Annotated in this window: 19 protein-coding genes; 13 read left to right on the top strand and 6 right to left on the bottom strand. The window is 49.9% G+C overall.

The features are described from left to right. The first annotated feature begins 808 nt into the window (after window positions 1-808). Window positions 809-2,092, top strand: a complete 1,284-nt coding sequence (locus F7P81_RS16900; RefSeq protein ID WP_151160377.1) for a solute carrier family 23 protein — start codon at window positions 809-811, stop codon at window positions 2,090-2,092. A gap of 76 nt (window positions 2,093-2,168) precedes the next feature. Here F7P81_RS16900 and F7P81_RS16895 read toward each other — a convergent pair whose 3' ends face one another. After that, complete coding sequence (locus F7P81_RS16895; RefSeq protein ID WP_151160376.1) at window positions 2,169-2,936, bottom strand: Crp/Fnr family transcriptional regulator; 768 nt, start codon at window positions 2,934-2,936, stop codon at window positions 2,169-2,171. A 486-nt stretch (window positions 2,937-3,422) separates the two neighbouring features. Between F7P81_RS16895 and F7P81_RS16890 the strand changes: the two genes are divergently transcribed. Then, a complete protein-coding gene (locus F7P81_RS16890) occupies window positions 3,423-4,088 on the top strand; it encodes a response regulator transcription factor (RefSeq protein WP_022709207.1) in 666 nt (221 codons plus the stop codon). 457 nt (window positions 4,089-4,545) lie between these two features. On the opposite strand, the gene F7P81_RS16885 is transcribed toward F7P81_RS16890, so the two are convergent. Together F7P81_RS16885 and F7P81_RS16880 are read right to left on the bottom strand one after the other, a co-directional pair. Next, window positions 4,546-4,938: a hypothetical protein gene (locus tag F7P81_RS16885; protein WP_075657619.1), complete on the bottom strand. Its 393-nt coding sequence runs from the start codon at window positions 4,936-4,938 to the stop codon at window positions 4,546-4,548. 167 nt (window positions 4,939-5,105) lie between these two features. Beyond that, window positions 5,106-5,765 carry a hypothetical protein gene (locus F7P81_RS16880; protein ID WP_116089386.1) on the bottom strand — a complete coding sequence of 220 codons (660 nt, stop codon included), beginning with the start codon at window positions 5,763-5,765 and terminating at the stop codon, window positions 5,106-5,108. 332 nt (window positions 5,766-6,097) lie between these two features. Between F7P81_RS16880 and F7P81_RS16875 the strand changes: the two genes are divergently transcribed. The 3 genes from F7P81_RS16875 to F7P81_RS16865 all read left to right on the top strand — a co-directional run bounded on the left by F7P81_RS16875 (window position 6,098) and on the right by F7P81_RS16865 (window position 8,507). Next, complete coding sequence (locus tag F7P81_RS16875) at window positions 6,098-6,625, top strand: ClbS/DfsB family four-helix bundle protein (RefSeq protein ID WP_151160375.1); 528 nt, start codon at window positions 6,098-6,100, stop codon at window positions 6,623-6,625. Window positions 6,626-6,826: 201 nt separating this feature from the next. Further along, window positions 6,827-8,020, top strand: coding sequence for a calcium:cation antiporter (locus F7P81_RS16870; RefSeq protein ID WP_246176166.1), 1,194 nt, complete (start codon window positions 6,827-6,829; stop codon window positions 8,018-8,020). A gap of 37 nt (window positions 8,021-8,057) precedes the next feature. Then, window positions 8,058-8,507: a DUF411 domain-containing protein gene (locus F7P81_RS16865; protein WP_022709131.1), complete on the top strand. Its 450-nt coding sequence runs from the start codon at window positions 8,058-8,060 to the stop codon at window positions 8,505-8,507. Window positions 8,508-8,564: 57 nt separating this feature from the next. Here the strand turns inward: F7P81_RS16865 and ada are convergent, their stop codons facing one another. From ada to F7P81_RS16850, 3 genes are all read right to left on the bottom strand, one after another. After that, window positions 8,565-9,647 carry a bifunctional DNA-binding transcriptional regulator/O6-methylguanine-DNA methyltransferase Ada gene (gene ada / locus F7P81_RS16860; RefSeq protein WP_151160374.1) on the bottom strand — a complete coding sequence of 361 codons (1,083 nt, stop codon included), beginning with the start codon at window positions 9,645-9,647 and terminating at the stop codon, window positions 8,565-8,567. Window positions 9,648-9,826: 179 nt separating this feature from the next. Continuing rightward, entirely contained in the window at window positions 9,827-10,477 is a 651-nt protein-coding gene (alkB, locus tag F7P81_RS16855; RefSeq protein ID WP_151160373.1) for a DNA oxidative demethylase AlkB, read from the bottom strand. A gap of 260 nt (window positions 10,478-10,737) precedes the next feature. Then, window positions 10,738-12,231 (bottom strand): patatin-like phospholipase family protein, encoded by a 1,494-nt coding sequence (locus F7P81_RS16850; RefSeq protein WP_210307689.1) that lies wholly within the window; start codon window positions 12,229-12,231, stop codon window positions 10,738-10,740. A 292-nt stretch (window positions 12,232-12,523) separates the two neighbouring features. On the opposite strand from F7P81_RS16850, the gene F7P81_RS16845 reads away from it, so the two are divergent. The 8 genes from F7P81_RS16845 to F7P81_RS16810 all read left to right on the top strand — a co-directional run bounded on the left by F7P81_RS16845 (window position 12,524) and on the right by F7P81_RS16810 (window position 22,815). Next, on the top strand, window positions 12,524-13,675 hold the full coding sequence (locus F7P81_RS16845; protein WP_151160371.1) for a M20 aminoacylase family protein: 1,152 nt from the start codon (window positions 12,524-12,526) through the stop codon (window positions 13,673-13,675). 363 nt (window positions 13,676-14,038) lie between these two features. Beyond that, on the top strand, window positions 14,039-15,670 hold the full coding sequence (locus tag F7P81_RS16840) for an amidohydrolase (RefSeq protein ID WP_151160370.1): 1,632 nt from the start codon (window positions 14,039-14,041) through the stop codon (window positions 15,668-15,670). A 133-nt stretch (window positions 15,671-15,803) separates the two neighbouring features. After that, window positions 15,804-17,405: an ABC transporter substrate-binding protein gene (locus F7P81_RS16835; RefSeq protein ID WP_170265311.1), complete on the top strand. Its 1,602-nt coding sequence runs from the start codon at window positions 15,804-15,806 to the stop codon at window positions 17,403-17,405. A gap of 266 nt (window positions 17,406-17,671) precedes the next feature. Continuing rightward, window positions 17,672-18,607: an ABC transporter permease gene (locus tag F7P81_RS16830; RefSeq protein WP_022709139.1), complete on the top strand. Its 936-nt coding sequence runs from the start codon at window positions 17,672-17,674 to the stop codon at window positions 18,605-18,607. A 4-nt stretch (window positions 18,608-18,611) separates the two neighbouring features. Next, complete coding sequence (locus F7P81_RS16825) at window positions 18,612-19,433, top strand: ABC transporter permease (RefSeq protein WP_022709140.1); 822 nt, start codon at window positions 18,612-18,614, stop codon at window positions 19,431-19,433. Continuing rightward, window positions 19,430-20,446: an ABC transporter ATP-binding protein gene (locus tag F7P81_RS16820; protein WP_022709141.1), complete on the top strand. Its 1,017-nt coding sequence runs from the start codon at window positions 19,430-19,432 to the stop codon at window positions 20,444-20,446. Before F7P81_RS16825 ends, F7P81_RS16820 begins: the two co-directional genes overlap by 4 nt. Next, window positions 20,439-21,410 carry an ABC transporter ATP-binding protein gene (locus tag F7P81_RS16815; protein WP_075657611.1) on the top strand — a complete coding sequence of 324 codons (972 nt, stop codon included), beginning with the start codon at window positions 20,439-20,441 and terminating at the stop codon, window positions 21,408-21,410. Before F7P81_RS16820 ends, F7P81_RS16815 begins: the two co-directional genes overlap by 8 nt. Before the next feature lie 82 nt (window positions 21,411-21,492). Further along, window positions 21,493-22,815 carry an amidase gene (locus F7P81_RS16810; RefSeq protein WP_151160369.1) on the top strand — a complete coding sequence of 441 codons (1,323 nt, stop codon included), beginning with the start codon at window positions 21,493-21,495 and terminating at the stop codon, window positions 22,813-22,815. The last annotated feature ends 224 nt before the right edge of the window (window positions 22,816-23,039 follow it).

Below are 23,039 nucleotides of genomic sequence, written 5' to 3'. Positions count from 1 at the left end.
GGCGTGTCTATGCATCTTGATGCAGCCCGTTCGAGCTAAAATCGATAAGCAATCGATTTTTTAACGCTCTCACCTCATCACGCTCATAACCGGAAGGCGGAGGAGGAAAAGCAAGCGATACAATATCAATTGCACAACGAACGGTTCAAATCCTGACCCCGAAACCAAATCCCCAAAAAATATCAAATGCCCCGGCAGAAATGCGTGGGGCCTTTTGTGTTTAAAACATAGGAATGAGAAAAGAGGGGGAGGTGGGGAGACCAAAGCCTCGCCATCTAGACAATATGTAATCTTCCTTAGGATTACTGAGGTCATAGTAATGGTCGAACAGCTCTAGGTCGTTTCATCGTATATTGTTCACAGCTGAAGTCGTGCAACTCTGTTAGGTGCGGTTAAACATCCTTATCATTGGTTGTTTTGCTGATTTTAAATGTATCCAGATTTTCCAGTTAGCAGGATGACTTCAAAGCCGCGTCATATTTTTGTAATTACAGTTTGTATTGTAAGATCTGCATTTTGATGAAGTAAATATAATGACAAGAGCGATTTATGTTGAGAATTATATGTTGATGACCAAATATACTTATTAACTTTAAATACTCGTTCAAGTTAACATGGCTGACGCTCAATCTAAGAAATAATTTATCTTCAAGAAAATGATGAGCCAGACAGCAGTGCCGTATCTTTGCATGCAATCCATGTTTTCAGTGTAATTTGGCTATTTGTACCGGTTTTTACACTGCGCCTCGTGGATATCTCTGACACAAATAGCTAAAGAAAAAATCTGCATATTATGTAAGGGGACAATATGGCTTATTTTCCAATCTGGCGTTTGACCAATAACGTCACCGTTTTACCTGATGAACGATTGCCGACGTCTGCCGCAATCCCGATGGGCATTCAGCATCTTCTTGCAATGTCCGGATCCACGATTGTTGCGCCGCTGATTATGGGCTTTGATCCCAATGTCGCGGTCTTCTTTTCCGGTATCGGTACATTATTGTTCTTTCTGATCACCGGTGGCCGTGTACCAAGCTATCTTGGCTCTTCTTTTGCTTTCATCGCCGTTGTTATTGCTGCGACAGGTTATGGTGGCAGCGGTGCAAATGCCAATATTGGCGTGGCATTAGGCGGCATTATTGCCTGCGGTGCACTTTATGCTTTGATTGGACTTATCGTCATGGGCGTTGGCACCGGCTGGGTTGAAAGACTGATGCCGCCGGCTGTAACCGGTGCAATCGGTGTTGCTATCGGGTTGAATCTTGCACCTGTTGCTGTCAGTCAGCTTAAAGGAACACATGCACATATTACGATCGCTCTGATGACAGTCCTGTGCATGGCGATTATTTCCGCCTATGGACCAAGAGCGACACGTCGAGTTGCGGTTTTGCTGGCACTGGTCTTCGGCTATCTGCTCGTTCTGATTTTTGGTAACGGATTGGGTATGGTTCCAGGCATTAATTTTGATGCCGTCGGTGCAGCTGCTTGGTTTGGTTTGCCGCATTTTGTGAAGCCTGAATTCAGCTGGCCTGCAATTACATTGATTGCACCGGTTGCGATTGTTCTTGTTGCAGAAAATCTCGGTCATATTAAAGCGCTTGGCTCTATTACCGGTCAGAACATGGATCGCTATATCGGCAGAGGATTCTTTGCAGATGGTCTGGCGACTATGGTTTCCGGTTCCGGTGGCGGTACAGGTGTAACGACCTATGCAGAAAACATCGGTGTTATGGCAATGACTAAGGTTTATTCGACTCTTGTCTTTGTTATCGCCGCGGTTGTTGCTCTGGCTTTGAGCCTGTCACCAAAATTCGGTGCAATTCTCCAGACCATTCCGGCTCCGGTTCTGGCTGGTCTGGCCGTCTCGGTTTTCGGTCTGATTGCTTCTGCAATGGCACGTATCTGGGTTGTGAATAAAGTTGATTTCGCTGATCCGCGTAATCTTTTCACTGTTGGTGTGGCGCTGATTTTTGGTGCAGGCGACTTTACTGTTACGATCGGTGATTTCGCATTGGGTGGTATCGGTACCTCCACACTTGCTGCACTGGTCTTATACCAGCTTCTTGGCATTGGTCGTCGCGAGACGACTTAATGATAAAGCAAAACACTGGCCGGAAAGGTTCCGGCCAGTGTTTTTTGTATTGGTAGTAAAGACAATATCTTGGTCTTTAATGCAGTGTTGCACGGTCGAAAACGGACATATTCATAAACTCGCCGTCATATTCAGCGAGATAGACCAGACCTTTGCGATTTAAATATTCGACCCTGCTATTTTTGAAAATCAGAAGGCCTTCTTCCCGTAGTTCCCGCAACATACGGTTCATATGAATCGGGCTTAGTCCAAGCGCATCTGCAAGCTGATATTGCGTGATAGGACAGTAGAAACCCGTGTCTTCACCCATGCCGCAGGCTTTTGCCCTGTCTCCCAGTTCCAGCAATAAATGTGCGGTTCTCACAAGAGCGCTACGGCAACCGATATTCGTAATATGCTCAATCAGCATAGATCGTTGTCGTGCAAAAAGCTCAATGAGCACAAAACTGAGTTTTGGAGCGCTATTGATAGCGTGGGCGAGGGAGTTCAGCGGGATTTCGAAAACGGTCATCGGGGTAATGGCGGCGACAGTGTTATAACTGCGGCCTGCAGCGGTTCTTAAACCGACAAAATCACTGCGCATCGGAAAATCCAGTACCTGTCTTTCCCCGTTGGACAGATCACGATGGACACAGCCCCATCCGCTTTGCACCAGATGGATACTGCGGATGCGCTCACCCTGATTGATTATAGTCTGATCGGTTTGAAAATGACGTTCTTCAACCTGCAAGCCGGAGATGGCTTGAAGCTCTGTGGTTCCGAAGTCGGCTGCAATGGGCGGTGATGTGAGAAGCTCTGACAGAGCGTTTGTAACGCCATTGGCATTTTGTGATTTATTATGCATCCTCCCCCCGCTCTTACTAAACTGAAAACGCCGAAATCATGGCGCTCATATATGGGTTTTGTTCCGAAACCGTTTTACGGACTTCGGGATGCGCATACGAACATTGCCGGAGTTGGACTTACACTTTGGAAATGCTCTGCTTATTTGTTTTTATATACGATCCATTACACAGCCGGTTTTTGTTTTGCCGGAAACGCACTAGATCAAAAGATGTAGTTGTTACCCCTATTTGTGTAATTAAATTTCGGCACGCATATTTATAAAATTTATTTTTGCTAACTTAGGTTAAGGACAAGCTTATCCTATAAAAGCAATAATTCAAACCATCCGCATTAGTTTTGTTTAAGCAACGCAGATGGTGCGAAGCTGTTTGCGCGCTTATTATGACTAAAAACATCAAGTATAAGATGAATGTTTATAAAGTAGAGTAGGGAGGAGTGGGGGATGCAATACAGGGCAGCTTCCGAAGGTGCAGGGGAGTATAAGATGATGATCGCAGAGAAAAATCTGGAAAAACGTCTTGTTCTCATCTGCAAAAATAATCTTGATCGCGAATGTCTGTATAATGGATTACTTAATACAGGTTTGAGGCTGCCAATTGTTTGTTACGAAACATTGGAGCATAGCGACGCTGAATCTGCCGGTTTGAGTGCAGCTGTTTTATTGCTGCATATCGGCACCAGAAAAGTAACGGATCCGGAGCTTTCCGGAGAGATTAAAAATATCAAAGCGGAATGGGATCCCGTGCCGCTCATATTGCTGTCTGAATGTGAAGACTGGGATCAGGTCGTCTGTGCCATAGAGCTTGGAGCCCGTGGTTATATCCCGACTTCTGTTGGTATTCGTGTTTGTGTTGAAGCGGTTCATTTGGCTATGGCCGGAGGGACATTTATACCGGCAACCAGCATTACCGGAAAAGCACAGCCCAAAAAGACAGACACCCATGAGTTAAGCGGGTTGTTTACTGCCCGTGAGATTCAGGTGATCCAACTGCTGCGACAGGGAAAAGCAAATAAAGTGATTGCCTATGAACTGAGTATGAGTGAGGCGACTGTCAAAGTTCATATGCATAATATTATGAAGAAATTCGGCGCTACAAACCGGACAGAAGTCGCCTATAAATTGAACAATTTATATCAAAATGTATTTTAATACATTCTCCGGAATTGAGAAGATTATTTGAGCGCATTGCAAGGTGTGAGGATTTCTTTGCGCTCAAATAATTTTCAAGTTCCGGTCGTTTAATATCCCAAATCATTTCATCGTTTATCTTAACCGGCTGACCCGCTTGTGCCGGCTGAATCTTAGAGCGGTTCCGGTTCATCATGAAACGGTAGAACAGCTCTAACTTTTTGTTTTTGCTTGTGTCTTTATTCAAAAGCCAGCTCCCACTTTTGGGAGACATGCTCTAGAAATTGTGTAGGAGTGGATGTTGTCCACTCCTACAGAATGAGAGCGGGTATCCTATTGATTCGGACTCTCATTCTTTTCGAAACGGAAGAAGTAGAAACTTCCCGTTATTTTACTCTTTGGGGGCGAAGAGTAAGTTTCAGGCTGCCTGCGATTGCTATTACCGCTGGCATCAAGAAAATACATTATCCAGCGATAGTCAGGGATTGATGCTGACAAAGCCTGAGGCTGAGCCCATTGCACCACCGGTTGCGCTGGCTGCGGACGATCCACCGAGAAACCCTGTGCTCGAGTTTGCAACGGCACCTGACTGACCGGAAATACCAGAGCTGTAAAGAGATCCGGAAGCACCGATACCAAAGCCAGGTACAACGACGCCGCCGCCGATACCGGTTGTGGTGGCCCAGCCATTGGTTGTGCCATAGCCCTGAGCTGTGGAACCGGCTCCTAAGAAGCCGCCGCCGCTGACTGCGGAGTTACCCATAGTCTGACCGGCGAAGCCGCCGCCCCATTCAACTGTTTGTGCGGAAGCAGGCAGTGCTCCGGCGAGAGCCAGCGCTGAGACTGCTGCAAAAGCAAGAAGTCTTTTCATTTTTATATCCTCCAACTGTTATGGCAAATCTCCCGTTTGCCAGATATATCCGACGATATATCCCGCTGCCCATGGCCGCTCAGAAGGCTTGGCCATGGGCAAAAGGCTATATCCACGAATGGCAAAATCTTTGTCATGTGGTTGATTTTCATGCTCTGTCTGTCTGCTCACATCACAGGACGCGGGCAAAACCAGGCGCGGCCTCTTTGCGCGTCATTGCGCAGTGTGCAGCCTTTAGCTTCCAGATCACTGCTGGAAAGACCAAGGGCTTTCGCAGAGTAAGTCCGTTTGTTGCCGACGGGGGCGGGAGCAGAGGCTCTCTGTACGCGCGGAGCGGGGGCAACTGAAGCGGATGCTACGGCTGTCGGCGTGGTGCGGTATGAGACCTGCCGTGCAGCCACCCCCTGAGAAGGGCAGACAATACCTGTCGCATTCAATGAGGCGCGAACCTCTTTGTTGAGACAGACCAGATCAAGGGCAGCGCTTCTGTGCCCGAGACCTGCCAGAGCTGACGCATAGGCACGACGGTTACATTCCTTCATTTCATAGGTCGAACCGATACCAAAACCCCAGCCGGTTGCACCGATACCGGCACTGGCTGAGCCCGCGCAGGAATGAACACCTGCAGCTACCAGCCCCGGAGAAATCGCAGGAACAGTTGTTCTGATCCTGTTCGGGGAGGTATTGGTACTGCCAATGGCAATCGCTGTTGCCCCTGACTGAGAGTTGGAATTGGCATTATTGTCCATTGTAAAGGACTGCGCCAATGCGTTACCGCCAGTAATACTGATAATACCAGCGCACAATAGGATACCCAGTTTAGCCATAGCTAACTCCTTTCCGGGGCGCGAGAACGCCCGGCTTTGTGTGGCTTGATTGTTTGATGACATATGCTGACAAAGCGGATTTGCTTTGCTGAAACTGATTGTAAGTATGTTTCGGGCTTTGAAATGCTGGAAAATTGATTAATCGGAATAATAATATTGATGGGCTTTCTTTACCTGCCTGTAAATTTATTATCCCTATTGTCTATGGTTTCTCTAAACCGGATCTGTATTCCTGTTTTTGTAGAACGTAAGATTTACGCAAAGTTACGTATCTGCAGGTGGTTTGAAACTGCTGCTGCATGAACGGATCAGCAGAATTCAGGTGAAATTCCATGGCGATTCCACAGACGAAGGACGAGTTGACCGACGCTGTTACTGTAAATTTTGACAGTCTGATGCGGATCGTCCGAAAGGTTCCGGCCGACAGGATCACAGAGAAAAGCCTCGATGGTCATGCCAAAGACACGCAAATGAGTGTGAAGGATTTGCTGGCCTATCTCACCGGCTGGAATGAGCTCGTGATTAAATGGCTGGAGAAGGATCGCGCCGGTGAGCCGATCGATTTTCCGGAGACAGGGTTTAAATGGAACGAGCTGGGCAGACTGGCTCAGAAATTTTACAGGGATTATGATGCTCTGACTTATGAAGCGCTGTTGTTGCGTTTGCAGGCCGCCAAAGAAACAATCATTCAACAGATTTCAGAGCGGACAAACGAAGCACTCTACGGTGCTGGCTGGTACGACAAATGGACGATGGGGCGTATGATACAGTTCAACACTTCATCGCCCTATAAAAATGCCTGCGGGCGCTTGAGCAAATGGCTGAAGACAGTTCCGGCTGACAAATCGCAGGCGATGTAAAGGTTGCGAAAACCGACGGCTATCATTATATAGCCACAGTGCAGGACGACCTGCCATTGCATCATACGGGGACGGCCCCTCTATCCGGTGCAGAGTGTATCAGAACCCAGTGTTCCGAGCCGCATTCTGCCCTTTTGAATGACGCGCATTGTTCTGAAATTGTTTTTCAGATGCGCTCGAACAGATGGAGAGCAGGCCCATATGAAACAACGATCTGAACCAGCCGCTATGCCAGCCGTTAATGAGGTTGCATCGCTGCGGTCACTTTTCCCGCCGCTGACAATTATCCGCCTTCTGATTGCATGGCTTGTGGTTGCTGTTTTTGCCATTTGGGGCAAACAATGGCTGAGCGAGCCGTTTGACAGCACAATTGCAGTTCTGTGTTTTCTTGCGCTGTTTGCAACAATCATCATGGCATCTTTTGGCGTTGTAGGAGAGGCGGATCATCTGGCGCATCAGTTGGGTGAACCTTACGGCACGCTTATTCTCACGCTGTCGATTGTCTCTATTGAAGTTATTCTGATCGCATCGGTTCTGCTCGGGCCGGGTGAATTCCCGACTATCGGCCGTGATGCTATTTTTTCCGTCATGATGATTATTCTTAATCTTGTGACCGGCCTTTGTTTGCTGGCAGGCGGTTTGCGCTATCGTGAGCAGGAATATAATGCGCAGGGCGCAGTCACTTACTTGTCGCTGATTACCGTTCTGACCGGACTTGCTCTGGTGCTGCCGAATTATGTTTCCGGCACCGGTGAGTTCAACTTTGTGCAGGCCGTAGCATTTTCTGCCATTACGATTGCAGTCTATGGCCTGTTTCTGTGGATGCAGATCGGCGGTTACAGCCGCTTGTTTATTCAGCCGAAATCAGGCGACATGACCGTATTGGCGAGTGAAGCGCAAATGCTTGCCCAAGACGATGAGGCACCGGCAGCTTTGGATAAACGGGCAATTCTTATCCGCTCTGTTATTCTGATTGCGATGATCCTGCCGATTGTTTTGCTGGCTCATGATCTGGCCATTCTGATTGATTACGGCATTAAAATCGCCAATGCACCGGTAGCCCTTGGCGGTGTATTGATTGCAATCATTGTGTTTACACCAGAGTCGATTACAGCTGTGAAAGCGGCGCTGAATAATGAAATGCAGCGCGCGATCAATTTATGTCTCGGTGCTTTTGTCTCGACAGTGGGGCTGACTGTACCGGCGGTGCTGATTATCGGTCTGGTGATGAATAAAACCGTGACAATGGGTATTTCCGGCGTTGAAACAATTTTGTTTCTGCTGACAATTGCGCTCACGGCTTTCAGCTTTATCGGGCAGAAAACCTCACCGGTTCAGGGGATTTTGCATCTGGCACTGTTTGCTGTTTTCAGCGTGTTGCTGTTCAGCTCGTAAAATATGACATAACCCGTTCAAAGAAGGATTTTGTAAAATGAAGCTTATGCAAGTGGCCGGTGCCGGTATGTTTGCCCTGATGCTGAGCGGGTTTGTCTCCGGAGCATCCGCCCAGAATAGTAAAGTGGTTGAATTGTATAAATCACCTTATTGCGGTTGCTGCGGTGCATGGGGCGACCATATGAAAGCGGCAGGCTTTGAGATTAAAGAGCATAATATTGAAGATCTGAGCCCGATCAAAGCCAAATACGGTGTTACGGATGATCTTCAGTCCTGCCACACAGCCATTATTGACGGACATGTTATTGAAGGTCATGTGCCTGCGCAGGATATTGAGAAACTTCTTGCTGAGGGCGGTGAAAAAGCTGGTCTTGCCGCACCGGGTATGCCTGTCGGCTCTCCGGGAATGGAGCAGGGCGGTATGAGTGAGCCTTATCAGGTTATCCGTTTTTCAAAGACGGAGCGCTCTGTTTTCGCGCAGCATTAATAGCGCAATGACTGTAACAGCTGCAGGGCTGTTACAGTCATTCTTCTCAAGGCCGGATTAGCCTTGTGCTTTACTCTTCTCTTTGCTGAGCAATGTGCGCTTGCGCTCCACACCCCAGCGATAGCCGGAAAGACCGCCGTCATTGCGTACAACGCGGTGGCAGGGAACGACAACGGCAACCGGATTGGCCGCACAGGCACCGGCAACTGCACGCGCAGCTTTAGGCATGCCGGCAAGACTGGCGAGTTCCGCATAGCTGACGGTTTGTCCCGGCGGAATCTGACGCAAAATCTGCCAGATTTTTTGCTGAAAGACCGTGCCGTGAATATCCAGCGGTAAGGAAAATTGCGGCTGCGGCTGATCGATAAATTCCAGACAGGTCTTCAGTGTCGTTTCAAAATCACTGCCACCCTGTGAGATTTCAGCTTTCGGGAAGCGTTTCTTCAGATCATCCAGCAAGTCGTCAGCATTATCACCGAGCAAAATCGAGCTGATGCCTTTTGACGTTGCCGCAACCAGTATTTTACCAAGGGAGCAGGGGGCAATTGCATATTGAAGCATGATGTCTGCGCCTCCTTTTTTATAGGCAGATGCGGTCATACCGGAAAGCCTGTTTTTTGAGGCATAGAAATTGCTGCTTTCATTATAACCGGAATTGTAAATCGCCTCTGTCACAGAGGTTTTATTGTTTTTAAGTTCCTGTTCAAGCCTTTGCATCCGCAGTGACTGGGCATAATTTTTCGGTGTGATACCGGTAACCTGCTTAAACAGCTTGTGAAAATGCGATGTGCTGAAACCGGCATGGGCGGCGAGGCTGCTGAGATCCGGTGCGGTTTCATTGTCGCGGATCAGGCGGCAGGCTTCTTCGACAATCCGGTTCTGCTGTTGCTGCAATGTTTCCTGACGCTGCGGCAGACAGCGCAGACATGGCCGGTAGCCTGCTGTTTCAGCCTGACGGGGGTGGTCGAAAATCTGCGTATGCTCAGGTTTTGGTCTGCGGGAAGGGCAGGTCGGCCTGCAATAAATACCTGTTGTGCTGATGGCATAAACAAATGTGCCGTCGGCATCAGTTTTGCGATCCAGCACGGCCTGCCAGCGCGGATCATCAAGGAGTTTGTCTATGCGGGCGTGCTTGTTCACGATCTTACCTTTCTTTGAATGGATCACAGGTTATCGCGTGAATTTTACTGTTGCACTGCAAATCTTATTTTCAAATTTGAGCATGTATCCCAAAAGTGAGTGCCGGTTTTGGGATAAAGACATGCGTTAAAATAAAGCGAAAGGGCGAGTATAGCGCATCAGATTATACGTAACCCGCTCTAAGCCGCTTTTCTGAAGGTCAGATTGATGCGGTAACGGCCAAGCAGCGGATGGTCTCCGTCTTTCAGTGGCGTAATACCATGATAATAAAGGCGTGATACGCCGCCCCATACCACGACATCGCCGTGCTGCAATGCATATTTGAGCACCGGATCTGTCCGTTTCAAGCCGCCGAACTGAAAGGTTGCAGGTAGCCCCAGTGACACTGAGACAATCGGATGGTCAGGACTTTTTTCATCCTTATCCTGATGCAATGAGAGTTTGGTCTTTGGCTCATAGCGGTTGATGAGGCAGGCATCGGGCATAAAATCAGCATATCCGGCTTTGGCTGCTGCTTTTTGGGCAAGCTGCAGAAAACTCTCCGGCATCTGCGGCCAGTTCCGGCCTGTCTGCGGATCAACAGGACTGTAGCGATAACCACTGCGATCACTGACCCAGCCGAATGGTCCGCAATTGCTCATAGCAACAGACATGGTAAAGCCGCCGGGCGTAACCATGTGCCGGAACGGAGCCTGTTCGGTGATGGCAGACAGGCTTGAGAGCAGATCCTGTTCCGCTGACAGAGCAAATCCGCGTAACAATACAGCGCCTTCAGCAAGGTTTTCCTGCTCTGGTAGCGCGGAGGTCAGTCCTGAAAAAAGATCTTGCATCATCATAACCGGATCAGAAAAGGGCACGAAATATGAGTATAAACGACAGCAGCCTTAGAGCATAATTTTAAAACTTGGGTCAGTTGAAGGTAAAATTATGCTCTGATCTTAAAGTGCTCGAGCGAGTTTTGTGTGCTTAAGCATTTCACAGTCAAGCTGGATCAACTTGACGTCGGGATAATGCGACAAACTAAGAAATCTAGAGCGGACATTGCGATCCAACATGAACGTAAACCGCTCTAAGTCCGGCACACGGCGCTCTAATGAAAAACAGGAAGTGCGGCAGAGGCGCGTTTAACCGGCGCAACCTGTTCTGAGCGCTTCACCTGAGCGAAATTCTGAATATCCAGAACCGCATTCTGAATTTTCTCGTGCTGCAAAATCGCCTGACGACCGGAAGCGATGGCCAGATCAACCTGTTGTTTCGGCAGGCTGAAACGGGTCGGAATTTTGTTGAGACGGGCTTGCGTGGCACTATCCAGATCACGGAAACTGACGGCTTCGACAATCAGGGACAAATCCCTGCAATTCCAGCCCTGCAAAGTACCGCGATATTCTTTGACCTTGGCTGAAGACAGTGAGCAGCGATACTGAATGAGATCTTGCTGCCATTGATTGGTGGCCAGTTTCAGAGCATCAAAACCCTCACGCACAGAGGCTGAGATTGCTGTATAGACTGTGGCAGCGGCGACCTCGGTCAATATCGGGCCGTTTACATTTGTTGCCCATGGTTCTTCACCTTCAGTACCGGCATCCGCAACAATGAAAATCAGCTTGCGCAATTTGACCGCCTCTGCCGGAGACAGCGGGCCGTACGGATTTTTTGCGCCAGCCCGTGCCAGCGCGAATGGGGTGACACCGATATTATCGGTCAATGCGCCATCCAGCAGCTTGATATAGCGTTGTTTCGGATCATTACGATAAGCATAGAGGCTGCGTGCATAGGCATTGAGACGCAGTGAAACATCCGGATTGGTGAGTGTCTCCTGTAGCCATTGCGGCGGCTGATAATTGCACTTCTTATGCATGGCGGAGATAACCACCGGAGAAAACACTACGGGAACTGCTGCTGAGGCACTCACAGCATCGGCAAGATAGACTTTATCGAGATCGCTGCACAAAGCTTCAAATGTATCATCGGTAAAGTGGAACGGCGTGCGATTATAAATATCCGATGCGGTAATCCACACGGTCGGTGCATCACTGCGTCTGAGTGCTGCAAAGGTTTTACCATGAAACAGATTGTCGTTCAGCCATTGGGCAAATCCGTTCCGGTCATTCAGACCGCCGCCGATGGTGCGTACGACATTTTCGGGATGCAGCAATGAGGTACGCAGGCCTTCCTCTGCATTGCGGTACAGAAATTTCTCCCGAAAGTCGCGATATTTATCAGGGCCGGTCATGCCATAATAGGCGGCAGCAACTGCTCCGCCGGAAGCACCGGAAACCAGCCTGACATTATCAATCAGCCGCCGCTTATAGGGATATTCATCAATTACCGTTTCATCCAGCGCCTGCAATACACCATAGGCAAAAGCGGCAGAGCGCGTTCCGCCGCCTGAAAAGGCCAGTGCTACAACGGTTGATCCGTCATTACCGTGATCGGCAATATAGTCGGTTCTTTTGCTTTGAATATCCGATTCATGGCTGTTGATCGGGCCGACATCTTTGGACGCGCAGGCGGACAGAGCAAATAGCGCAGCAGAAATCAGACTGATTGATAAACGCACATTCTGCTCCGTTTTATTGGCCATGGGCTGAAACAGACAGCAACCGCAGCCTGTAAGATGCCTGTTTTATTGCATATCCAGCACTTTTAAGAGAGTGGTTTGTTTCCGGCAAGTGAAATTCAAATGGCGGAAAGATAAAACAAAGAAAAACAATTATAGGTGGTGCTTATGTTCGTGCAAATCGTCCATCGAATAGTATAAGAAATACTGATCCTGCAAATATGGCTGTGCATTGATCGGGGGATGCGGAATTCGTAACCGGTATGGACGCGCTGGTTTGCAGGTGATTTGCATTGGGGCATAATGGGAGTGGGCTATGGGAAAATTTGATTTCAGCAGCTTTTTGCCGGAGCTGATTAAGATAAGGCATCAGCTGCATGCGATGCCGGAAATCGGATTATCTGAATTTAAAACATCGGAATTCATTGCGCAGCATCTGACAAAATGGGGCTTTGAGGTAACGCGCGGTCTGGGACAGACGGGCGTTGTCGGTTCGCTGAAGCGCGGCGACAGCAACCGTTCAATCGGGTTTCGTGCCGATTTTGATGCTTTGCCGATTTTGGAAGAAACCGGCCTGCCTTATGCAAGCCAGCATGAAGGTGTGATGCATGCCTGCGGCCATGACGGCCACACAGCGATACTGCTGGGAGCAGCCTATGCACTGTCGCAGGATCAGGATTTTAACGGTGCGGTTCATATGATTTTCCAGCCGGCGGAAGAGAATTTCGGCGGCGGCAAAATGATGATCGAAGACGGTTTGTTTGAGCGTTTCCCTTGTGAGCAGGTTTTCGCGATTCATAATATGCCGGGGCTGGCGACAGGCGTATTTTCAGCAAAAGCCGGTGCGATGGCTGCATCGATTGATGTACTGACGCTGACTGTTAAAGGCAGCGGCGGTCATGGTGCCATGCCGGAGCTGACCGTTGATCCGGTTGTGGTTGCATCCAGTATTGTAATGGCTTTGCAGACGCTGGTTTCCCGTAATATTTCTCCGCACCAGCCTGCGGTGCTCACCGTTGGCTCTTTCCAGTCCGGTTCTGCCTGCAATATTATTCCGGATACGGCTGTGCTTGAACTGTCGATGCGGGCAATGGATCCGTCTGTACGGGTAGCATTGCGTGATCGCGTGGATGAAATTGCCCGTTTTCAGGCGAAAAGCTATCAGGCGGAAGTGCAGCTTGACTGGGCTGTGGGCTATCCGGCAACCATCAACAACAAACAAGCCTATGAACTGGCGCGGGATGTGGCGGTTGCCAGCTTTGGCGAGGATGCTTTCGAAGAGCTGGATGTGCCGATGATGGGCAGTGAGGATTTCTCCTTCTTGCTGGAAGCCGTGCCGGGAGCCTATATTTTCCTTGGCAATGGTGACAGCAGCGGGTTGCATACCAGCCGCTACAATTTTAATGATGAGATATTGGAGCGCGGAGCCTCTTTCTTCCATCAGATGGCAAAATCCAGTCTCGTATAGACATAAAGCGGGCGAATCTGCCCGCAATTTTGTAGATCACCAAGGTGATATATCTATCGAATTTATGCATAGCCTCATGAAGGCTGTGCATATAGTCGTCTACAAATCCTAAAAATCGTCGAAACGAAGTTTTATTGCGCAAAATGACGTAAAAATAACATCTAATTTTAACAAATGCGCAGCTTGCTTTTCATTTCGTATAATGAAAGGCTTCAGTCAAAGATGGAAAATGCCGGAGCTTTATACCTTGCAAGGAAGGGTAAGGCGAACTGGCATGGCGGGAAACAGTGACAATACTGCAGAGCAGAATGCGCGGGAACAAAGCGACGATTGCCTGCAGCAGCATGAAGGGGAGGGCACATCATGTCCGCGAGCGGGATGATTATTGCCGATAAAATTTTGCACAATGGTACCATCTGGTGCGGTTATGAAGAAGGTACTGTTGAGGCGCTGGCCATCTGGCAGGGTAAGGTACTGGCCGGCGGCAAGTCTCAGGATATTCTGCAGTTTCAGGGGGAGACTACAGAGCTTGTTGACCTCAAAGGTGCATTCGCCACACCGGGTCTGAACGACGCGCATCTGCATCTGATTTCCACCGGTCTGTCTCTGAAGCGGATTGATGCAACACCTGCCGTATTGCCGACACTGGCTGATTTGCAGGAAGCGATCCGTGCAAAAGCGGCAACATTGCCGAAAGGTGAATGGATTCTGGCGCGTGGCTATGACCAGACCAAGCTGGATATTGGCCGTCATCCGCATAAATCCGAGTTGGATCAGGCGGCACCTGAACATCCGGTTCTGCTGACCCGCGCCTGCGGTCATGTGGCGATTGCCAATTCCTTTGCGCTGAAATTTGCCGGTGTGGATGAAACAACACCTGTGCCGGATGGCGGATTGATTGAACAGAAAAACGGCGCTCTGACCGGTATGCTGGCTGAAAATGCGCAGGATCTGGTGCGTGCTGTTATTCCTGAGCCAAGCGAAGAGCAGATTATTGAAGCCATTGAAGACGGCGGCAATATGCTTCTCTCCTATGGTATTACATCCTGCATGGATGCCGCGGTCGGTCAGATTGCCGGTTATAAAGAAATCCGCGCTTATAATATTGCCAAGCGTGACAACCGTCTGCCGGTGCGTACATGGCTGGTTCTGCTTGGTGATCCGGGCAAGTCAGTGGTGCCGCAATGCTATGAAAGCGGACTGGTTTCCGGTGTCGGCGACGATATGCTGACCATCGGTGCGGTCAAACTCTTCCTTGACGGTTCTGCGGGGGGCAAAACCGCATGGATGTCCGTGCCATATCACGGCGATGATGTGGACAATATTGGTGTGCAGATTCTCAGTGATGAAGATTTGCAGGCCATGGTGATGGATGCTCACGCCAAAGGTTACCAGCTGGCTTGCCATGCGATCGGCGATATGGCGATTGAACAGCTGATTACCGCCTATGAAAAAGCGCTGGCTGCCTATCCTGATCCGGATCGTCGCCACCGTATTGAACATTGCGGTTTCTCCAGCGATGAACAGCATCAACGTATGCTCAAAGCCGGTATTTATCCGTGCCCGCAGCAGGTTTTCATCTATGATTTCGGCGATGCTTATATTTCGGTTCTGGGAGATGAACGTGCCCGTCCGAGCTATCCGCTGAAGACATGGCGCGACCTCGGTTTCAAACCGGCGACCGGCAGCGACAGCCCGGTCTGCCATCCGAATCCGTTTCCGAATCTTTACACGATGTTGACCCGCAAGACGTGGAAAGGCACTGTAATGGATGAAAACCAGCGTGTTTCCATCGAGGAAGCTTTGCAGGTTTACACCGAATATGGTGCATTTTCACAGAAGATGGAGACTGTGAAAGGTAAGCTGGTTGCCGGTCAGGTCGCGGATATTGCCGTGTTCTCACGCAATATGCTGGAAGCGACACCGGAGGAAATTCTCAGCGATACGCAGTGCATTATGACATTGCGCGGCGGTGAGATTGTGTTTGCACGCTGAAACAGCGGCAGCGTATCCCGAAAATTGTGAAGCGGTTTTCGGACAAGATACGCGGCAAAAGCAGAGAATAAGGCTGCGGGATTAGGAGACCGCAGCCGGAATAAAAATAAATTCTGAGGAGGGGATATTCTCAATGATGAAACGCTTAGCCTTAATCTCAACAATGGCGGCATCTTTGCTGGCCGGCGTGGCCATGAATGCTTCCGCTCAAGAACCGCGCAAAGGCGGCACGATTAATTTCGTTGCGCCTTACGGTTCAAGCTTCGGTACGCTGGACAATCAGGCAACCACTGCTACGCAGGACGAGTTCCCGACCAAAGCGCTGCATCGCCGCCTTTATTCATGGGATGGCACAGCCAACAAGCCGCAGCTCGATCTGGCAACGGAAGTGACGGCTTCGGAGGATCGTCTGACCTATACTTTCAAACTGCGTCAGGATGCATTCTTCCATAATGACAAGCAGATGACTGCTGATGACATCATCTACAGCTATAAGCGTGCGATGACACCGGGCAAAGCCTATCCGGCTGCGCGCTATATCAGCAATATTAAAGGTGCTGATGCCTATTCCGATGGCAAGTCTCAGGAAATCGAAGGCCTGAAGAAAATCGATGATTTCACACTTGAAATCACACTGAATGAAGCACTTGCACCGGGCTTTATTTTCATGCAGCCGAGCACAGTGATTTATCCGGATGGCGAAGCCGATAAAGACAGCTTCAAGAGCCGTCCTGTGGGCCTCGGACCTTACAAATTTGCTGAATATGTGCCGGGTTCGCGTCTGACCGTTGAAAAATGGGAAAAATTCTACCTTAAAGACAAGCCTTATGCCGATAAGATCAACATTATGCTGATGGGTGAAGCCGCAGCCCGCGATGTTGCTTTCCGTAATAAGGAAATTGATGTTTCGGTTCTCGGGCCTGCACAATATGTGACCTATAAAGCTGATCCGGAATTGTCGAAAAACATTCTGGAAGTCGCGGAAGTTTACACCCGTGTTATGGGCTTCAATACAGATGTGAAGCCGCTTCAGGACAAGCGTGTTCGTCAGGCGATCAATTATGCGATCGATTCTGATCTGATCATCAAGCGTTTGGCTAAAGATAAAGCCTATCGTGCTGTCAGCTGGCTGCCATTGTCGTCGCCTGCTTTCGACAAGGATGCCAAGCCATATCCTTATGATCCGGAAAAAGCGAAAGCCCTGCTGGCTGAAGCCGGTTATCCGGATGGTTTCGAATTCGAGCTGACCGCAACGCAGAATGAAAGCTGGGGTCTGACAATTGCAGAAGCGATTATTCCTATGTTGGATAAAGTCGGCATCAAGCTGAAAGCCAAGCCGGTTGAATCCGCTGTGCTTTCGGAAGATGTACCAAGCGGTAATTTCCAGTCCTTTATGTGGTCGCTGGAAAGCGGTCCGGATCCTCTGACAGCACTGCAGTGCTTCTATTCCAAGACACCGCAGTCCTCCTGTAACTATACAAAATTCAACAATGCTGAATTTGACAAGTTATATGAGGCCGCTCAGAAAACGACCTCTGAGGATGAGCGCAACGATCTGCTGCGTCAGGCCAATAATATCCTGCAGGATGAAGCACCATACTGGTTCTTCAACTATAACAAGGCCGTTATTGCCTATCAGCCATGGTTGCATGGCCTGCAGCCAAACTCTGCTGAGCTTGCAATTCAGGCCTATGAAGAGCTTTGGGTGGACGACAGCGTTCCGAGCGGTCGTTAAGCCCATGCCCGTTTGAGGCGGGGGGCGTGCCGGAGAGCGGATTTCTGCTCTCCGGTCCAATTTCAGTCTTCAGAGCATTGTGTTTTTGACCGCACGTGACCGGATTGAGCCTGTCGCGCGGGTTTTATTGTCCAAAATGCTCTCGGTTTTTGTTTCGTCGCATATCGGTACGGAGCGGATGCAGGAAAAATCAGTCGGGTGAACAGGCTATCCTGCGGATATGTTTCCGGATTTTTCACGATATGCTGTAGGAAGGGGCACGCAGGTTGCTTCGATTTGTTATCAGGCGAGTATTGCAGATGATACCGACCATTTTGGCGGTATCTCTTCTTATCTTCGTCATTTTCAGTGTTATTCCGGGCAGTTTTACATCCAGCCAGATTGCTGACGGTAAGGGACGCAATGATCCCAAAGTTGTCGAGCAGATGAATAAGGAATTCGGCCTCGACAAACCGGTTTATGAACGGTTCGGGACATATATTGTCAGTCTGGTGCAATTTGATTTAGGCAAATCATTCCGCACACGCCAGCCTGTGACACAGGTGCTGATGGAGCGTATGTGGCCGACGATGAAGCTGGCTATTGCCGCTATGATGCTTGCGGTGCTGATTGGTGTGCCGCTCGGCTTTATCGCGGCGCTGAAACCGGGCAGTATATTAGATACTTTCACGATGATTGGGGCGGTTTCCGGCCTGTCGCTGCCGCAGTTCTGGCTTGGTCTGCTGCTGATGTATTTCTTTGCGCTGACTTTGGGCTGGTTGCCGAGTTTCGGTTATGGCGACGGCGGTATCCGTAATCTTATATTGCCGGCGGTAACCTTGAGCGTTGCACCGCTGGCCTTGCTGGCGCGCACAACCCGTGCTGCAGTGCTGGAAGTGATGGGCGCGGATTTCATCCGTACAGCCCGTTCCAAAGGTATGAATGCCTATCGTCTGGTTACGTGGCATCTGGTGCGTAACGCGCTGGTTCTGATTATCACCACTGTCGGCCTGCAATTTGGTTCGCTGATGGGCGCAGCCGTTGTTATCGAGAAATTATTCTCGTGGCCGGGGCTCGGCTCACTGCTCGTTGACAGCGTATCAATGCGCGATATTCCGGTAGTGCAGGGTGCTATCCTCATGATCGTATTGTGGTTCCTGATCATCAATACGGTTGTCGATATTCTTTATGCGGTAATTGATCCGCGCATCAGCCACGAGTAGCGCCATGAGATTACGTTTCAATCTGTTATTCGGCGGAGTGCTGTGTGTGGTTATTCTGGCCGCCGGTATTTTCGCTCCTTTGCTGGCCCATTATGATCCGGTGCTGGATGCTGACCTGATTAATGCGGAACTGCCGCCGGATGGTGATTTCTGGTTCGGCACCGACGCACAGGGGCGCGATGTGTTCAGCCGTGTGCTTTACGGGGCACGCATTTCGCTGACTGTGGGTATTGTCTCGCAGATCATCAACACGATCATTGGTCTGACTTTGGGCATTTCCGCGGGTTATTTCGGTGGCCGCTGGGATGATTTTGTCTGCGGTCTGACCAATCTGATGCTGTCGATCCCGTCGCTGATTTTTGCACTGGCAATTATGGCGATCCTCGGCCCTGGTCTTGGCAGCCTGCTGATTGCGCTGGGTCTGACCAACTGGTCATGGACCTGCCGTATTGCCCGTTCATCCGCATTGTCTTTGAAGAAGCAGGGCTATGTTCAGGCCGCAAAGACGCTGGGCTATAGTGATATCCGCATTATGATTACCCAGATTTTGCCGAATATGATTGGCCCAATTCTGGTTATCGGTACACTCGGCATGGGTGATGCTATTCTGGCAGAAGCGGCACTTTCCTATCTCGGTCTGGGCATTCGTCCGCCATTCCCGAGCTGGGGCAGTATGCTGACCGACGCGCGTGAGCTGATTGCCATTGCACCATGGGCAGCTATTTTCCCGGGGCTAGCAATCTTCCTGACAGTTCTGGGGCTTAATCTGTTTGGTGACGGCTTACGCGATGTGCTGGATCCGCATATGAGGAGCCGCAAATCATGAGCGATACACCATTATTAGAACTGAAGAACCTGCATATTGATATGGTTTCCGGTGAAACGCGGTTTAACGTGGTTGAGAATGTTTCATTCTCGATCGGTGCCGGTGAAACCTTTGGTCTGGTGGGGGAGTCCGGTTGCGGAAAATCCATCACTTCCCTTTCCATTATGGGGCTTTTGAACCGTCCGCTGGAAGTGAGTTCCGGTGAGATCCTGTTTAAAGGACAGGATCTGCGTAAGCTGAGCAATCGCGATATGCGTAAATTGCGCGGCAGCCGGATTGCGATGATTTTTCAGGAGCCGATGACTGCACTGAACCCGCTGGCAACAGTGGGACGGCAGATTGCTGAAATGTTTGTGCTCCATCAGGGCGCAACATGGCATGAGGCGGAGAAAAAGGCGATTGAGGCCTTGGCGCAGGTGCATGTGCCTGCACCGGAAAGCCGTGTGAAAAACTATCCGCACCAGATGTCCGGCGGTATGCGTCAGCGTGTGATGATTGCCATCGCGCTGGCCTGCAATCCTGATCTGCTGATTGCGGATGAACCGACGACCGCACTTGATGTGACGGTTCAGGCGGAAATTCTGAAACTGATGCAGGAATTGTGCTCATCGCGCGGAACATCTGTGCTGATGATCAGCCATGACCTCGGCGTGATTGCGAAAATGTGCAAGCGCGTCGGTGTGATGTATGCCGGTCATCTGGTTGAAGAGCAGAATGTAGCGGACTTGTTCGGGCATCCGGCGCATCCTTATACGCACGGGCTTTTGAGCTCACTGCCCGTTTTGGGGCAGCGGAAACCGGATGAACGTAAAAAGCTTCAGGAGATTGAAGGTGTTGTACCTTCTATTTCGGCTTTTCCGAAAGGCTGCCGGTTTCAGCCGCGCTGTACACGGGCGACTGATATTTGCCTGACAAAAGTACCGCCGCAAACTGAGCTGGAACAGAATGCAAGCATTCAGAACGGGGATACGGAAGCCAAACGCGGTTTCGTGAGGTGTTATCATCATGAGTGAGAAGAACACGCCGCTGTTGCGTATTGAAAATCTCAATGTTCATTTTCCGGTGGCTGCCGGCTTGTTTCGTAAATCAAAACAAGCGGTACGGGCGGTCAATAATTTCAGTCTTGATCTGAATAAAGGTGAATGTCTTTCCATTGTGGGGGAATCCGGTTGCGGTAAATCCACTTTGGCGCTGTCAATTCTCGGCCTGCAAAAACCGACTTCGGGTACGATCTATTTTGAAGGCAAACCGATTACCGGTGAAAAAGGGCCAAGCCGTCTCGAGCGGGCACAGATGGCGCAGATGGTTTTTCAGGATCCTTATGCGTCACTCAATCCGCGCCAGACGATTTATACCTCGCTTGCAGCACCTTTACGCCTGCAGGGTGTGACGACAAAATCGGAACTCAATGACCGTGTTGAGAACACGATGAAGCTTGTCGGTCTGAAGCCAGAGCATGCCAAACGTCTGCCACATGAGTTTTCCGGTGGTCAGCGACAGCGTATCGGTATTGCCCGCGCGCTGGTTCTCAATCCGAAAGTTGTGGTGCTGGATGAGCCGGTTTCCGCGCTGGATGTATCTATCCGCGCACAGATCATCAATCTGTTGCTGGAACTGAAGGATGAATTGCAACTCTCATATATAATGATCAGCCATGATCTGAGTGTGGTTGAGCATATGAGTGACCGCGTTGCGGTAATGTATTTCGGTCAGGTGGTGGAACAAGGTCCGTGGCAGGATGTGTTTGCCAATCCGACACATCCTTATACACGGCGATTGATGGGCGCGATTCCTGATCCGTTTGCAATCGTTCGCGGTGAAGAACGCAGCGGTATGGATGAGGCTCCGCCACCGCCTGCAGGCTATGATTATTATCCGCGGGAATTCGGCAAACATGATGTTTATACCGTGCCGCCGGTAACAGAGCTTCTGCCTGTCGCCGACACGCATAAAGTCCGGTTTATCGCTCAGCGATAATGACGGATATTGATGCATAATATATTATAAAGAGAGAAAAGGTCATGAACCGGTTACGGCTCGTGGCCTTTTATTCTGAGAGATGGTGACTGAACACAATGATGAGGGCAGGGAATTGTCAGCACGCCAAAAACTGGATGCAATTTTAAAACGTCTTGAAGATCGCAAGGCTACGGAAGCGGTTTATGTCAAACTCTATCCGGATACAGCGCGCGCTGAAGCCGATGCCGCAGACCAGAGAGCAGCAAGAGGGGAGAGTCTTGGCCCGCTGGATGGCAAGATTGTCTCGATCAAAGACCTGTTCGATGTGGCGGGAGAACCTAATCTTGCCGGTTCAATCATTCGTAAAACAGCAAAGCCGGCGACAAAAGATGCGGTGATCGTCGAGCGCCTGCGTAAAGCCGGTGCGATTATCATCGGCAAAACACATATGACGGAGTTTGCCTTCACTGCAACGGGGCTTAATCCGCATTATCCGGTTCCGGGCAATGCTTATGATGCAAGTCTGGTGACTGGCGGTTCTTCTTCCGGTGCAGCTGTCAGCGCGGGTGAAGGCACATGTGATATTGCAATCGGTTCAGATACTGGCGGATCGGTTCGTATTCCGGCGGCATTGAACGGTGTTGTTGGCTTTAAACCGACCCATGGGCGCGTTTCGCTGGAGGGGGCGTTTCCTTTATCGCCAACGCTCGATTCCGTCGGGCCTTTGGCCAAGACTGTTGTGGCTTGTGCGGATGCCGATGCGATTATGGCCGGTGAAGCGCCGTTGCCTTTAGAAAAAATCGAACTCGCAGGTCTCAGAGTCGGCATTCCGCAGGGCATTGTGCTGCAGGATATGGAAGAGGACGTGGCTGCGGCCTATCAGTCCGTGTTGAAAAAACTGGAGGCTGCCGGTGCGGTATTTACAGAGTGCAGCTTTGACACTCTTATTAATACACTGCGCACAGGCCCGAACAAAGGATCACTCACCGGCATTGAGGCGGCACATATACATAAAGAGTGGCTGAATGATTTATCGATGCCGGTAGATGAGCGTGTCAGCGTGCCACTGCGTGACCGTTTAAAAATTCCGGCTTCGGAATATGAGGCATTGCTGGCATTCCGCAGTGAACTGGTCAAACAGGCGGATGAGATGATGGCCGCATTTGATGTTGTGGTATTGCCGACAACGCCTGTCAAAGCAGTGCCGATTGCTCAGGTGGAAAATGATGAACAGGAATATGACCGGTTTGAAACTTTGTATTTGCGCAATACGCAGATTGTGAATCAGTTCGCGATGACTGCGCTTTCCATTCCTATGCCGATGCCGGAGCGCCCGGCAGGTCTGATGCTGGTTGGCCGTAATGGTTCTGATCGTAAAATTCTGGCTATTGGTGCAGCTGTGGAAGCTTTGCTGAGCGCATAAAATGTTTCACGGGAATCATAAATGACAAAAACGCCGCCAATAAATCTTGGCGGCGTTTGTTTTTTGCAGGTTTGTTCCCCCGATTCTCATCCTTCAGGCGTTTTGATTCTGAATTTATGAGTCGAAACAAGGGTTTGTGGGTGTGATTTGATATATTTGGCTTTGTTTTTGGGGTGATTTGGGGAGGTTTTGGGTGTTGGAGTAGTGTGGTGAGGGGATAAAGC

Origin of the sequence: Pseudochrobactrum saccharolyticum (assembly GCF_008801715.1) — a bacterium.
GTDB lineage: Bacteria > Pseudomonadota > Alphaproteobacteria > Rhizobiales > Rhizobiaceae > Pseudochrobactrum > Pseudochrobactrum saccharolyticum.
The sequence above is the reverse complement of the archived record's forward strand: the minus strand, read 5'-3'. Positions and strand labels throughout refer to the sequence as shown.